We start from the raw sequence: 13,867 nt of genomic DNA on the forward strand, positions 1-13,867 counted from the left end.
TTCAACCGGATACGGACACTGCCTTGCCCATGACCCTGCGCCAACGCCTGGAAAACCTCCCGGTCGGGCAAAAGCTGCTGGCGGCCCTGCTGGTGCTGCTGGTGACCATTCTGTTGGTGGCCAACCTGACCTTCATCAGCGCCGCCTACTGGATCACCCAGGAGAGCATGGCGCCCCAGGCGCTGCAGACCATCGGCCGGCTGATCGCCAACCCGCAGCTGTCGGCGCGTGCCGGCGACAGCGCAGACAGCGCCAATGCCCTGCTCAAGGAGCTGGACAGCTACATGCCACTGCGCGCCGCCGCCGTCTACGGCGGAGACGGCCGCATGCTGGCGCAGCTGCAGCACGGCGAACCGCTGGCGTTGCCCAAGCGCTTTCGCAACATCGACGGCTGGCGCCTGATGGAATTTCGCAGCACGCAGTTGATTCGCATCCCCCGCGAAGCCGACCCACCTGCCCACCTGCTGCTGGTGGCCAGCAGCGAACTGCCGACCGCCTTCTACACCGGCACGCTCAGTGCCAGCCTCGGTATCCTGGTGTTCAGCATCCTGCTGTGGATCGTCGTTGCGCGGCAGATCAAGCGCCTGATCACCCAGCCGATCAACCAGCTCGAAGAGCTCAGCCGCCAGGTCACCCGCGAAGAAAGCTACGCCCTGCGTGCCCGCCGCGGCAACGATGACGAAATCGGCAGCCTGGCCGAGGCCTTCAACACCATGCTCTCGCGCATCGAGGCCCGCGAGCAGCAGCTCAAGCGCACCCGCGACGAATTCCAGACCGCCTATGACCAGGCCCAGGGCCTGGCCGAAGAAACCCGCCACACCAACCGCAAGCTGGAGCTGGAAGTCCAGGTGCGCAGCAAGATCGAGAAAAAGCTCACGGGCTTCCAGAACTACCTCAACAGCATCATCGACTCCATGCCCTCGGCACTGATCGCCCTCGACGAGCAGCTCTACGTCACCCAGTGGAACCACGAGGCCACTGTGCTCTCCGGAACACCCTTGGACGAGGCGCTGAACCAGCCGATTTTCATCGCTTTCGAGCCGCTCAAACCGTTTTTGCCGCAACTCAAGGAAACCGTAGAGAAACACCGGGTGGCGAAAATCGAGCGGGTGACCTGGCCCAAGGGCGAGGACCTGCGCCACTACGCCCTGACGTTCTATCCGCTGATGGGCGGCGGCGGCCGCGGCGTGGTGATCCGCATCGACGACATTACCCAGCGCCTGTCACTGGAAGAAATGATGGTGCAATCGGAAAAGATGCTCTCAGTGGGCGGCCTGGCTGCGGGCATGGCGCACGAGATCAACAACCCGCTGGGGGCGATCCTGCATAACGTGCAGAATATTCGTCGGCGCCTGTCCCCGGAGTTGCCGCGCAACCAGGAGCAGGCCGAAGAGCTGGGCATCGACCTGCCCACCGTCAACCGTTACCTCGAAAGCCGCGAAGTGCCGCAGCTGCTCGACGGCATTCAACAGGCCGGCGCTCGGGCGGCCAAAATCGTCACCCACATGCTCAGTTTCAGCCGCCGCAGCAACCGCCAATTGGCGCCTTGCGACCTGCCAGCACTGATCGACCAGGCTGTGGAAATCGCCAGCAACGACTTCGACCTCACCATTGGCTTTGACTTCAAGGGCCAGGCCATTGTCCGCCAGTTCGACCCAAACCTTGGGCCAGTACCTTGCACCGCCAACGAGCTGGAACAAGTACTGCTCAACCTGCTGAAAAATGCCGCCCAGGCCATCCACCTGCGCCCGCAACCCAGCGAGCCCGGGCGCATCACCCTGCGCACCCGGCTCAACCCACCCTGGGCCGAGATCCAAGTCGAGGACAACGGCGTGGGCATGCCTGAAGCGGTGCGCAAGCGCACTTTCGAGCCGTTCTTCACCACCAAGGAGATCGGCCAGGGCACAGGCCTTGGCCTTTCGGTTTCGTATTTCATCATCACCAACAACCACAAGGGGCAGATGGAGGTGCAGTCCACGCCCGGCCAGGGCACCTGCTTCACTTTGCGCCTGCCCCTCGGCCAGCCGGCAGCGACGGCACCAAACACCACGGAGGCATGACATGGGCTACCGCCTGTCGAAGATCTACACCCGCACTGGCGACAAAGGCGAAACCGGCCTGGGCGACGGCCGCCGGGTGCCCAAGGACCACCCGCGTATCGAAGCCATCGGCGAGGTGGATAGCCTCAACAGCCAGTTGGGGGTGCTGCTCGCCGGCCTGGCTGAGCAGGGGCTGGACGAAGTGGGCAATGTGCTTGCGCCCTGTCAGCACCGCTTGTTCGACCTCGGCGGCGAGCTGGCAATGCCCAGTTACCAGGCGCTGAACCAGGCCGAGGTGGAGCGGCTGGAAGCGGCAATCGACGTGTGGAACGAAGAGCTGGGGCCGTTGAAGAATTTCATCCTGCCCAGTGGTTCGGCGTTGGTGGCGCAGGCGCATGTGTGCCGCTGCCTGGCGCGCAGTGCGGAGCGGCGGTGTCAACAGTTGAATGCGCTGGAGCCGCTGGAGGGTGCTGGGTTGGCGTATATCAACCGGCTGTCGGATCTTTTGTTTGTGGCAGCGCGGATCATTGGGCGGCGGCAGGGGGTTGCCGAGGTGTTGTGGCAGCCTGCTGAGAAGCCTCAGGGCTGAGCGTGCTGGGGCTGCTACGCAGCCCATTCGCGGGCAAGCCCGCTCCCACCGGGCCCTCACAAGGTCTGAGCCTGCGCAGTTACCTGTGGGAGCGGGCTTGCCCGCGAATGGGCCGCACCGCGGCCCCAATCACAAGCGACTCAGACCTCAGGCCAGAACGCCCGGATCCCGGCCACGCCCTGCGCCCCCGCTTCCCAGGCCCGCTCACGATCACCCGGCCCTACCCCACCCAGCAAGAACACTGGCCGGCTGAAACCTGCAATCGCCCGCTGCGCCGCTTCCCACCCCAAAGGCAACGCTTCAGGATGCGTCTGGGTCGCCTGCACCGGCGACAAGGTGACAAAATCGACCCCCATCTGCTCCGCCAATGCCAGCTCTTCGGTACTGTGGCACGACGCCGCCAACCAGCGGTGCTCAGGGAACGGTCGCCCCTTGGCGGCATACTTGCGCAACTGCGCGGCCGTCAGGTGCCAACCGGCCGACGGGAAGTCGCCCAGCCACTCCAGCGGCCCTTTGAGCATCAACTGGGCCTTGCCACCGCACAGGCCGACCGCATCCACCGCCACGTCACGATACTTGGGGTCGTACATGTCCGGCGCTCGCAGCTGGATCAGCCGGGTGCCGTCGGCCACCGCCTTCTGGATGCCCTTGAGCATCTGCGGCACTTCCAGGCCATCCGGCGTGATCAGGTACTGATCCGGCAGCCGTGCAGCGGCAACAATCGGCCTGTTGGCGGCAGGGAAGTCGTACTGCGCGAGGTCGCGCGGTGCCACCCACTCCAAAGGCTGGCCCTCGGCGCCATGGGGTTCACCGGTGAACGCTTCGACAACGCGAACGTCCAGCAGCACCTGTTTGTCCGGATAGTCATGGCTGACCTTGATCAGCGCCCGCGACCGGGTCACGTCGATACCCAGTTCCTCGCGCAGCTCACGGGCCAGCGCCGCTTCGACGCTTTCGCCCTCTTCCACCTTGCCACCCGGGAACTCCCAAAGGCCGCCCTGGTGCTGGGTATCTGCCCGCCGCGCAATCAGAATGCGGCCATCGGCACCGCGGATTACCGCTGCCGCTACATGAATGCGTTTCACCCTTCGCGCTCCGCCAGGCCAGCCTGCTGCCAGGCTTTGAATGCCGGCCACTGGTAAATAGTCTCGATGTAAGCCGCCGCCTCTGCCGGGACTTCGACGCGGTAGCTGCGCAAGCGCACCGCCACCGGGGCGAAGTAGGCATCGACCAGGGTCGGCTTGCCGAACAGGAATGGGCCCGTGTCCTTGGCGACCAGGCGGCATTCGGACCACAGCGCGACGATACGGTCGATGTCGATTTGCACCTCCAGCGGCACAGACTCAAGGGCCTGGTCACGGGACAGGTCGAACGGCATCGCCCCGCGCAAGGCGAAGAAGCCGCTGTGCATCTGCGCGCAGGCCGAACGGGCTTGGGCACGGGCGGCCACGTCGGCAGGCCAGAGCTGCGCTTGGGGGTGGCGTTCGTTGAGGTATTCGGCGATGGCCAGGGAGTCGGCGATCACGCCATGCTCGGTCTTGAGCAGCGGCACTTTGCCGGTGGCGGAGTAGGCGAGCAGGCGCTGACGGGTGTCGGGCTGGTTGAGTTTGATCAGGGTTTCTTCGTAGGGGACGCCGGCCAGTTCGAGGGCCAGGGCGCCGCGTAGCGACCAGGAAGAATACAGCTTGTCGCCGATGATCAGGTGATAGCTCATGGTTCGGCTCCATTTGTCGGGGTTTTGGGGCTGCTTCGCAGCCCTTCGCGACGCAAGGCCGCTCCTACAGGCACAGCGCAGACCGGTGTAGGAGCGGCCTTGTGCCGCGAAGGGCCGCAAAGCGGCCCCAATTGAATCAGGTGCGGTATTCGGCGTTGATCTTCACGTACTCGTGGGACAGGTCGGTGGTCCAGATGGTTTCGCTGCAGGCACCACGGCCCAGTTCGATGCGGATGGTGATCTCTTCCTGGGCCATGACCGCAGAGCCTTGCGCTTCGGTGTAGCTCGGGCTGCGCCCGCCTTGGCTGGCAATGCAGACGTTGTCCAGGTACACATCGATCAGGCTGACATCCAGCTCCGGCACGCCCGCCCGGCCGACGGCGGCCAAGATGCGGCCCCAGTTGGGGTCAGAGGCGAACAGCGCGGTCTTGATCAGCGGCGAGTGAGCGACGGCGTAACCGACGTCCAGGCATTCCTGGTGGTTACCACCTCCGTTGACCTGCACCGTGACGAACTTGGTGGCGCCTTCGCCATCACGGACGATGGCCTGGGCCACCTCCATGCACACGTCGAACACCGCTTTTTTCAGGGCTTCGAACAGCGCACCGCTGGCTTCAGTGACTTCTGGCAGGTTGGCCTTGCCGGTGGCGATCAGCATGCAGCAGTCGTTGGTCGAGGTGTCGCCATCGATGGTGATGCGGTTGAACGACTTGTTGGCGCCGTCGAGCATCAGGTCCTTGAGCACCTTGGGTGCGACCTTGGCGTCAGTAGCGATGTAGCCGAGCATGGTGGCCATGTTCGGGCGGATCATGCCGGCGCCTTTGCTGATGCCAGTCACGGTCACGGTCACGCCATCGTGCTGGAACTGGCGGCTGGCACCCTTGGGCAGGGTGTCGGTGGTCATGATGCCGGTGGCGGCTTCAGCCCAGTTGTTTTCCGACAGGTTGTCCAGGGCAGCCTGCAGGGCGCCTTCGATCTTCTCGACCGGCAACGGCTCGCCGATTACGCCGGTGGAGAACGGCAATACCGACTCGGCCGGCACGCCGGTCAGCTCGGCGAGCTTGGCGCAGGTGCGCTCAGCAGCGGCCAGGCCCGGTGCACCGGTACCGGCGTTGGCGTTGCCGGTGTTGGTCAGCAGGTAACGCACAGTGCCCTGAACACGCTGCTTGGAGAGGATCACCGGTGCTGCGCAGAAGGCGTTGAGGGTGAACACGCCAGCGACGCTGGAGCCTTCGGCACAGCGCATGACCACCACATCCTTGCGCCCAGGGCGCTTGATGCCGGCAGAAGCGATGCCGAGTTCAAAACCCGGAACCGGGTGCAGGGTGGGCAAAGGACCAAGACCAACAGCCATTAGAGCGCTCCTAGAAAAACGGTGAAATGATGATGGAAGAGCGGGGCCGCTTCGCGCCCCATTCGCGGCACAAGGCCGCTCCCACAGGGCCAGCACAGACTTCTGAGCCGGTGCGGTCCCTGTGGGAGCGGCCTTGTGCCGCGAATGGGCCGCACAGCGGCCCCGTTTGTCACGTTACTGCGACTGGGTCAGATCACTCGATCTGCCCATGGCAATGCTTGAACTTCTTGCCCGAACCGCACCAGCATGGCTCGTTACGGCCCAGCTTCTGGTCGTTGCGCACCGGTGCTGCGGCCACGGCCACTTCGGCGCCCTCCTCGTTCAGCGCTTCGCTTTCAAGGCCTGGCGCGGCAGCATGCTGGAACTGCATGCGGCTGGCCAGCTCTTCGGCTTCGCGGCGCAGGCGGGCTTCTTCTTCGATCGGGTCTTCGCGGCGCACCTGAACGTGCGACAACACGCGGATGGTGTCGCGCTTGATCGACTCGAGCAGCTCCTGGAACAAGGTGAACGACTCGCGCTTGTACTCCTGCTTCGGGTTCTTCTGCGCATAACCGCGCAGGTGAATGCCGTGGCGCAGGTGGTCCATGGTCGACAGGTGGTCTTTCCACAGGTCGTCCAGCACGCGCAGCAGAATCTGCTTCTCGAAGGTACGCAGGGCGTCGATGCCGGCCTGGTCTTCCTTCTCGGTGTAGGCGCTGGTGATCTCGCTCAGCAGCTTCTCGCGCAGGGTCTCTTCGTAGAGGTGGTCGTCCTCGTCGAGCCATTGCTGGATCGGCAGCTTCATGGCGAAATCGCTCGACAGCGAGGCTTCCAGGCCGGCCACGTCCCACTGCTCGGGCAGCGATTGCGGCGGAATGTGCTGGCTGATGGTAGCGTCCAGCACTTCCTTGCGGAACTCGGCAATGGTGTCGCCAATGTTCTCGGCCGCCAGCAGGCTGTTGCGCATGTGGTAGATCACCTTGCGCTGCTCGTTGGCCACGTCATCGTATTCGAGCAACTGCTTGCGGATGTCGAAGTTGCGGCCCTCGACCTTGCGCTGGGCTTTTTCGATGGCGTTGGTGACCATGCGATGCTCGATCGCCTCGCCAGACTGCATGCCCAGCGCCTTCATGAAGTTCTTCACCCGGTCAGAGGCGAAGATGCGCATCAGGCTGTCTTCGAGCGACAGGTAAAAGCGGCTGGAGCCTGGGTCACCCTGACGGCCGGAACGACCACGCAGCTGGTTGTCGATACGGCGCGATTCGTGACGCTCGGAAGCGATCACGTGCAGGCCACCCGACTCGATCACCTGCTGGTGACGCTTCTGCCAGTCGGCCTTGATCTGGGCGATCTGCTCAGGGGTCGGGTTGTCCAGGACGGCCACTTCGGCCTCCCAGTTACCGCCCAGCAGAATGTCGGTACCACGGCCGGCCATGTTGGTGGCGATGGTCAACGCACCTGGCGCACCGGCCTGGGCGATGATCTCGGCTTCCTTCTCGTGGTACTTGGCGTTGAGGACCTTGTGCTCAATGCCTTCCTTCTGCAGAAGGTTGGACATGTGCTCGGAGGTCTCGATGGTGGCGGTACCCACCAGCACCGGACGGCCCTGGGTCATGCTCTCTTTGATGTCGGCAATGATCGCGGCGTATTTCTCGTCGGCGGTCAGGTACACCAGGTCGTTGAAATCCTTACGCGCCAGCGGCTTGTTCGGCGGGATCACCATCACGTTCAGGCCGTAGATCGACTGGAACTCGAACGCTTCGGTGTCGGCGGTACCGGTCATGCCGGACAGCTTGGTGTAAAGACGGAAGTAGTTCTGGAAGGTGGTCGACGCCAGGGTCTGGCTCTCGGCCTGAATGTTCAGGTTCTCTTTGGCCTCGATGGCCTGGTGCAGGCCTTCGGACAGGCGACGGCCAGGCATGGTACGGCCGGTGTGCTCGTCGATCAGCAGGACTTGGCCATCCTGGACGATGTACTCGACGTTACGGTGGAACAGTTTGTGCGCGCGCAGGCCGGCGTAGACGTGGGTCAGCAGGCCCAGGTTGTGCGCCGAGTAGAGGCTCTCGCCTTCGGCCAGCAGGCCAGCCTGGGTGAGCATCTCTTCGATGAACTGGTGACCGGCTTCGTTGAGTTCGACCTGGCGGCTCTTCTCATCGATGGTGAAGTGGCCTTCCTGGGTGACCTGGCCTTCGACTTCTTCGATGTGCTGGGTCAGGCGCGGGATCAGGCGGTTGATCTCGATGTACAGCTTGGAGCTGTCCTCGGCCTGGCCAGAGATGATCAGCGGGGTACGGGCTTCGTCGATGAGGATCGAGTCGACTTCGTCGATCACCGCGAAGTTGAGTTCACGCTGGAACTTCTCTTCCTGGCTGAACGCCATGTTGTCGCGCAGGTAGTCGAAACCGAATTCGTTGTTGGTGCCGTAGGTGATGTCGGAGGCGTAGGCAGCGCGCTTTTCTTCCGGCGGCTGGAAGGCCGAGACGATGCCCACGGACAGGCCGAGGAACTCGTACAGCGGGCGCATCCAGTTGGCGTCACGGCGGGCCAGGTAGTCGTTGACGGTGACCACGTGCACGCCTTTGCCGGACAATGCGTTGAGGTAGACGGCCAGGGTACCGACCAAGGTCTTGCCTTCACCGGTGCGCATTTCTGCGATCATGCCCTCGTGCAGGGTCATGCCGCCGATCAGCTGCACGTCGAAGTGGCGCATGCCCATGACGCGCTTGCCGGCCTCACGGGCGACAGCGAAGGCTTCGGGCAGCAATTGGTCCAGTGTCTCGCCTTTGGCCAAGCGCTCCTTGAACTCTGCGGTCTTGCCCCGCAGTTGCTCATCGGACAGGGCCACCATCTTCTCTTCGAAGGCATTGACGATAGTCACCGTCTTGAGCATGCGTTTGACTTCACGCTCATTCTTGCTTCCAAAAAGTTTCTTTAACAAAGGCGCAAACATATCGGCAGGATCTTCCACACGTAGGGATGGAGGGCGGCCCCATGAGTCGCCCGTGCAGCCCTGAGGCCGCATGCGAACGAGCATTCTACCCGGAAACGATGGTGAGGAAAGTGGTGGATTTCCACGATGCTGATACAGCGTTTTGGCAGGGGCGTTTCTTAGATAGGGTCATTTTCCCTGAGTTCAAGGCTCAGCAAGATGAAACGTATCGAGAATGAGTCTTACCTTGTGTGGTCTGTACCGGCGAAGAGGCCGGCACAGGCAACAGAGGTGTTAAACTGCCGCTCTTGTAACCTCCTGCGACCACCATGGCCTACAAACCCTCCCCTGCCCAGCTACCGTCCGCCCTGCTGCGCCAGGTGCGCCCGCTGCGCCTGCTGCTGAACCAGGCCGAACGCCTGGAACACCTGCAGCGCTTGCTGGAAAGCCAACTGCAGCCGGCTGCCCGCGAGCACTGCCACGTGGCATCGTGGCGTGATGGCGTATTGTTGCTGGTGGTTACCGACGGCCATTGGGCTACTCGCTTGCGCTATCAGCAAAAGCGCCTTATGCGTGAGTTGCAGGCCATGGAAGCGTTCGGCAACCTGCGGCGCATCTTGTACAAGGTGCAACCGCCATTGGTGCCTGCCAAGCGTGGCGGGCATGCTGCAGCGCTGTCGAGCAATGCCGCAGAAAGCCTTCGCGATACCGCCGAGGGGATTGCCGACCCGAAATTGCGCGCTGCCCTGGAACGTCTCGCCAGCCACGCCCGGGATAAAGGCTGAAATAAAAAAGGCCACCCGAAGGTGGCCTTAATGAACTAGAGAGTGTTCGAACTTACACGGCCGCAACAGGGCGCATGTACGAGATCGGTGCCGTGCTGGCATCTTCGAAAGTGACCACTTCCCAGGCATCGGTTTCAGCAATGAGCTTGCGCAACAGTTGGTTGTTCAGCGCGTGTCCGGACTTGTAGCCCTTGAACTCGCCGATCAGGCTGTTGCCCAGCAGGTAGAGGTCACCGATGGCGTCGAGAATCTTGTGCTTCACGAATTCGTCTTCATAGCGAAGGCCGTCTTCGTTCAACACGCCTGTCTCGTCTACCACGATGGCGTTTTCCACACTGCCGCCCAACGCAAGGTTATGCTTGCGCAGGTACTCGATGTCCCGCATGAAACCGAAGGTGCGGGCACGGCTGACTTCTTTCACGAACGACGTGCTGGAAAAATCGACACTGGCGCTCTGGGTCCGGCCGCTGACGACCGGGTGATCGAAGTCGATCTCGAAGCTCACCTTGAACCCGTCGAAAGGCAGGAAGGTAGCGCGCTTGTCGCCCTCCTCCACTGTCACTTCGCGCAGGATGCGGATGAACTTCTTGGCTGCGTCCTGTTCTTCCAGGCCGGCAGACTGAATCAGGAATACAAAGGGTCCGGCGCTGCCATCCATGATCGGCACTTCCGAGGCGGAGAGCTCGACGTAGGCGTTATCGATGCCCAGGCCCGCCATGGCGGAGAGCAGGTGCTCGACCGTATCGACCTTGACGTCACCGTTGACCAACGTCGTCGACATGGTTGTCTCGCCAACGTTGGCCGCACGCGCTGCGATTTCGACCACAGGGTCGAGATCAGCGCGGCGGAAGACGATGCCGGTGTCAACAGGTGCAGGCTTGAGGGTCAGGTATACCTTCTCCCCGGAGTGCAGACCGACACCTGTGGCACGGATGGTATTCTTCAGGGTGCGTTGTTTAATCATGGCATTGGCCGCTTCAGCGCAAATTGCGAACAGGTATCAACAAAGGCTGGGGATGATAACAGACCCGACCTTTGCTGAATACCAATCACCTTTATACCCCTGATAAATTCCATTAATCAGCCTGACGACGCAGGAAAGCCGGGATATCAAGGTAGTCCAGGTCATCCTGAGGGTTGAGTTTAGCTGCCGCGGCGGCACCTGCATGGGCCTGGTTGCGCATTACAGTCGGGCGCTCCAGGTCACGGTAGTTGACCGCAGGCTGCTCCTGGCGAACCGGTGCCGGGTTGGAAGCCTCGTATGCCTGTTGAGCGGTCTGCAGGGTGTTGTCCACCACTTTGACCGGCTTCTCGATGCGTGCGCCCAGGCCAGTGGCGACCACGGTGACGTGCAGCTCATCGCGCATGTCTGGGTCGATCACGGTGCCGACCTTGACCATCGCGTGGTCAGAGGCGAAGGCTTCGATGATGCTACCTACGTCGGAGTACTCACCCAGCGACAGGTCAGGGCCGGCGGTGATGTTCACCAGGATGCCGCGGGCGCCCTGCAGGTTGACGTCTTCGAGCAACGGGTTGCGGATCGCCGCCTCGGTGGCTTCACGCGCACGGTTCGGGCCGCTGGCGCAGCCAGTACCCATCATCGCCATGCCCATCTCACCCATCACGGTACGCACGTCGGCGAAGTCGACGTTGATCATGCCAGGGCGCTTGATGATGTCGGAGATACCGCGCACGGCACCGGCCAGCACGTCGTCAGCCTTGGCAAAGGCGGACAGCAGGCTGGCATCCTTGCCCAGGATGGTCAGCAGCTTCTCGTTAGGGATGGTGATCAGCGAGTCGACGCTCTCGGCCAGCATGCGGATGCCTTCATCGGCGATCTGCATACGTTTGCGACCTTCGAACGGGAACGGACGGGTCACCACGGCGACGGTGAGAATGCCCATTTCCTTCGCCACTTCGGCGATGATCGGGGCTGCACCGGTACCGGTACCGCCACCCATGCCGGTGGTGATGAACACCATGTTGGTGCCCTGCAGCACCTCGGCGATGCGCTCACGGTCTTCCAGCGCGGCCTGACGGCCGACTTCTGGATTGGCACCTGCACCCAGGCCTTTGGTCACGCCAGTGCCCAATTGCAAGATGGTGCGCGCGCCGATGTTTTTCAGCGCCTGAGCATCCGTGTTGGCGCAGATGAATTCCACGCCTTCGATGCTGCTTTTGACCATGTGGTTGACGGCGTTGCCGCCACCACCGCCAACGCCGATCACTTTAATGACCGGACTTTGCGGGACGTTGTCTACGAGCTCGAACATTTTCCCTCTCCTTACAGTTCTCTAGTTGTTGCGCCTACCACTACTGCTTTGAAACTTAGAAATTGCCCTGGACCCACCGCTTGAAGCGCTCAAGCACTGGGGCCTTCGGTTCATCGCCATAGCTGTTGCTGCTGCTGTTGCTGTTACCGGTCAGGACCATGTCCTCGGACTGCTTCAGCAGGCCGTAGGTGAGCAGGCCCACGCCGGTGGAATAGATCGGGTTGCGCACCACGTCGCTCAGCCCCCGAACGCTGTGCGGTACGCCCAGGCGTACCGGCATGTGGAAGATTTCCTCGGCCAGTTCAACGGCGCCTTCCATCTTCGCGGTGCCGCCGGTCAGGACGATGCCGGCCGGCACCAGGTCCTCGTAGCCGCTACGGCGCAGTTCGGCCTGGATCAGGGTGAACAGCTCGTCGTAACGCGGCTCCACCACCTCGGCCAGGGCCTGGCGCGACAGCTCGCGCGGTGGGCGATCACCCACGCTCGGCACCTTGATGGTTTCGCCGGCGCCGGCCAGCTTGGCCAGTGCGCAGGCGTAGCGGATCTTGATTTCTTCGGCGTACTGGGTCGGAGTACGCAGGGCCATGGCGATGTCGTTGGTCACCTGGTCGCCAGCAATCGGGATGACCGCGGTGTGGCGGATCGCGCCTTCGGTGAAGATGGCGATGTCGGTGGTACCGCCACCGATGTCCACCAGGCACACGCCGAGCTCTTTTTCGTCGTCGGTCAGCACCGAGTAGGCCGAAGCCAGCTGCTCAAGGATGATGTCGTCGATTTCCAGGCCGCAGCGGCGTACGCACTTCTCGATGTTCTGCGCCGCGTTGACCGCACAGGTGACCACATGGACCTTGGCTTCCAGACGCACGCCGGACATGCCCAGCGGCTCGCGCACGCCTTCCTGGTTGTCGATCACGTAGTCCTGCGGCAGGGTGTGCAGCACGCGCTGATCGGCCGGGATGGCCACGGCCTGGGCGGCGTCGAGCACGCGCTCAAGGTCGGCAACGCTGACCTCACGGTCGCGAATGGCGACAATGCCGTGGGAGTTCAGGCTGCGGATGTGGTTGCCCGCCACGCCGACGAAGGCCGAGTGGATGCGGCAGCCCGCCATCAGCTGCGCTTCTTCCACCGCGCGCTGGATCGACTGCACGGTCGACTCGATGTTCACCACCACGCCCTTCTTCAGGCCGCGGGACGGATGGGTACCGATCCCGACGATCTCCAGGGTGCCGTCTTCGCCCACTTCGCCGACCAGCGCCACCACCTTGGAGGTGCCAATGTCCAGCCCGACGATCATTTTGCCGCTATGCGCGTTTGCCATGGTCCTGCCTCTCTCTAATTCTTCGCAACGGCGGGTTGGGCCGTCGTCGGTGCAATCGGTTCCCGCCAACCAACGGCAAGTCCGTTGGCGTATCGCAGATCGATGCGGGCGATGTTGGTGATCTGCTCTTTAAGCGTCTTGTCGTAAATGGCAATGAAACGGCGCATCTTCTCCACCAGATGGTCGCGCCCCAACAGCAGTTCGATGCCTGGCCCGGTGCTGCCCGCACCGGTGGTCAGGAACCAGCTGCCTCGCTCGCGCAGTTCCAGGCGAGCGATGGAAAAGCCCATGGGGCGCAGCATCTGGCTCAATACCTGATACTGCTGCATGACTTGTTGCTGAGCACGCTGCGGCCCGAACAGCTGCGGCAGGTGCTCATAGTTGGCCAGCTCACGCGGGGTAAAGGCCTGGCCCTGGTTATTGAGCAAGGCTTCATCACCCCAGCGTGCCACTGGCAGCTGTTCTTCCAGGCGGATCACCACCTCGTCCGGCCACACGCGCCGCACCTCGGCGTGGGCGATCCACGGCATCTGCTCAAGCTCTGCGCGCATCGCCGGCAGGTCGACACTAAAGAAGCTCGCCGCCATGAACGGGGCGATCCGCTGCTGCACCGCCTGCTGGCTGATGTAGCTGAGGTCGCCCTGCACCGCGATCTTGGTGATCGGCCGGTCGGCGTAGGGCATCAGGCGAATGGCACCTTCATAGGCGCCGAAGCCTGCTGCCACCAGCAGCACCGGCCAAAGCAGGCGCTTGAGTCCACTGAAGTTGGCCTTGGGCAGGCGCGCCGACATGGGCTCTTTGGCCACCATTCGACTGGCACCACGCGGCACCGGCTTGTTACGGCCGGTGGCGGGTTGCTGATGACGTAACATCGCGCCTTGCATCGC

General features: G+C 62.9%; 11 protein-coding genes. 3 read left to right on the plus strand and 8 right to left on the minus strand.

Annotated elements, in window-relative coordinates:
- Nucleotides 1-29: 29 nt before the first annotated feature.
- Nucleotides 30-2,060 carry an ATP-binding protein gene (locus HU750_RS06390; protein ID WP_085273638.1) on the plus strand — a complete coding sequence of 677 codons (2,031 nt, stop codon included), beginning with the start codon at nt 30-32 and terminating at the stop codon, nt 2,058-2,060.
- A 1-nt stretch (nt 2,061) separates the two neighbouring features.
- Nucleotides 2,062-2,628, plus strand: coding sequence for a cob(I)yrinic acid a,c-diamide adenosyltransferase (locus HU750_RS06395; protein ID WP_186677728.1), 567 nt, complete (start codon nt 2,062-2,064; stop codon nt 2,626-2,628).
- A 140-nt stretch (nt 2,629-2,768) separates the two neighbouring features.
- On the opposite strand, the gene HU750_RS06400 is transcribed toward HU750_RS06395, so the two are convergent.
- From HU750_RS06400 to secA, 4 genes are all read right to left on the minus strand, one after another.
- Entirely contained in the window at nt 2,769-3,713 is a 945-nt protein-coding gene (locus HU750_RS06400; RefSeq protein WP_186677730.1) for a Nudix family hydrolase, read from the minus strand.
- Complete coding sequence (locus tag HU750_RS06405; protein ID WP_099455235.1) at nt 3,710-4,342, minus strand: glutathione S-transferase family protein; 633 nt, start codon at nt 4,340-4,342, stop codon at nt 3,710-3,712. Before HU750_RS06405 ends, HU750_RS06400 begins: the two co-directional genes overlap by 4 nt.
- Before the next feature lie 136 nt (nt 4,343-4,478).
- A complete protein-coding gene (argJ, locus tag HU750_RS06410) occupies nt 4,479-5,696 on the minus strand; it encodes a bifunctional glutamate N-acetyltransferase/amino-acid acetyltransferase ArgJ (protein WP_027594024.1) in 1,218 nt (405 codons plus the stop codon).
- A 193-nt stretch (nt 5,697-5,889) separates the two neighbouring features.
- A complete protein-coding gene (secA, locus tag HU750_RS06415; RefSeq protein WP_085273642.1) occupies nt 5,890-8,625 on the minus strand; it encodes a preprotein translocase subunit SecA in 2,736 nt (911 codons plus the stop codon).
- Between the two features lie 308 nt (nt 8,626-8,933).
- Here secA and HU750_RS06420 point away from each other — a divergent pair, with 308 nt between their 5' ends.
- The gene (locus tag HU750_RS06420) at nt 8,934-9,389 is read left to right on the plus strand and encodes a DUF721 domain-containing protein (protein ID WP_027594022.1); all 456 of its coding nucleotides are present in this window, start codon (nt 8,934-8,936) and stop codon (nt 9,387-9,389) included.
- Between the two features lie 52 nt (nt 9,390-9,441).
- Here the strand turns inward: HU750_RS06420 and lpxC are convergent, their stop codons facing one another.
- The 4 genes from lpxC to HU750_RS06440 all read right to left on the minus strand — a co-directional run bounded on the left by lpxC (nt 9,442) and on the right by HU750_RS06440 (nt 13,864).
- A complete protein-coding gene (gene lpxC / locus HU750_RS06425; protein WP_027594021.1) occupies nt 9,442-10,353 on the minus strand; it encodes a UDP-3-O-acyl-N-acetylglucosamine deacetylase in 912 nt (303 codons plus the stop codon).
- Between the two features lie 112 nt (nt 10,354-10,465).
- The gene (gene ftsZ / locus HU750_RS06430) at nt 10,466-11,662 is read right to left on the minus strand and encodes a cell division protein FtsZ (RefSeq protein ID WP_003251871.1); all 1,197 of its coding nucleotides are present in this window, start codon (nt 11,660-11,662) and stop codon (nt 10,466-10,468) included.
- A 55-nt stretch (nt 11,663-11,717) separates the two neighbouring features.
- Entirely contained in the window at nt 11,718-12,980 is a 1,263-nt protein-coding gene (gene ftsA, locus HU750_RS06435) for a cell division protein FtsA (RefSeq protein ID WP_027594020.1), read from the minus strand.
- Nucleotides 12,981-12,994: 14 nt separating this feature from the next.
- Complete coding sequence (locus tag HU750_RS06440) at nt 12,995-13,864, minus strand: cell division protein FtsQ/DivIB (protein ID WP_027594019.1); 870 nt, start codon at nt 13,862-13,864, stop codon at nt 12,995-12,997.
- Nucleotides 13,865-13,867: the final 3 nt, after the last annotated feature.

This window comes from Pseudomonas sp. SWRI50 (genome assembly GCF_014269095.1).
GTDB lineage: Bacteria > Pseudomonadota > Gammaproteobacteria > Pseudomonadales > Pseudomonadaceae > Aquipseudomonas > Aquipseudomonas kermanshahensis.

Excerpts from the sequence above, each read along its gene's own strand:
- HU750_RS06390 (WP_085273638.1), top strand. The coding sequence starts at position 30 with ATGACCCTGCGCCAACGCCTGGAAAACCTCCCGGTCGGGCAAAAGCTG.
- HU750_RS06395 (WP_186677728.1), top strand. The coding sequence starts at position 2,062 with ATGGGCTACCGCCTGTCGAAGATCTACACCCGCACTGGCGACAAAGGC.
- HU750_RS06405 (WP_099455235.1), bottom strand. The coding sequence starts at position 4,342 with ATGAGCTATCACCTGATCATCGGCGACAAGCTGTATTCTTCCTGGTCG.
- argJ (WP_027594024.1), bottom strand. The coding sequence starts at position 5,696 with ATGGCTGTTGGTCTTGGTCCTTTGCCCACCCTGCACCCGGTTCCGGGT.
- secA (WP_085273642.1), bottom strand. The coding sequence starts at position 8,625 with ATGTTTGCGCCTTTGTTAAAGAAACTTTTTGGAAGCAAGAATGAGCGT.
- HU750_RS06420 (WP_027594022.1), top strand. The coding sequence starts at position 8,934 with ATGGCCTACAAACCCTCCCCTGCCCAGCTACCGTCCGCCCTGCTGCGC.
- lpxC (WP_027594021.1), bottom strand. The coding sequence starts at position 10,353 with ATGATTAAACAACGCACCCTGAAGAATACCATCCGTGCCACAGGTGTC.
- ftsZ (WP_003251871.1), bottom strand. The coding sequence starts at position 11,662 with ATGTTCGAGCTCGTAGACAACGTCCCGCAAAGTCCGGTCATTAAAGTG.
- ftsA (WP_027594020.1), bottom strand. The coding sequence starts at position 12,980 with ATGGCAAACGCGCATAGCGGCAAAATGATCGTCGGGCTGGACATTGGC.
- HU750_RS06440 (WP_027594019.1), bottom strand. The coding sequence starts at position 13,864 with ATGCAAGGCGCGATGTTACGTCATCAGCAACCCGCCACCGGCCGTAAC.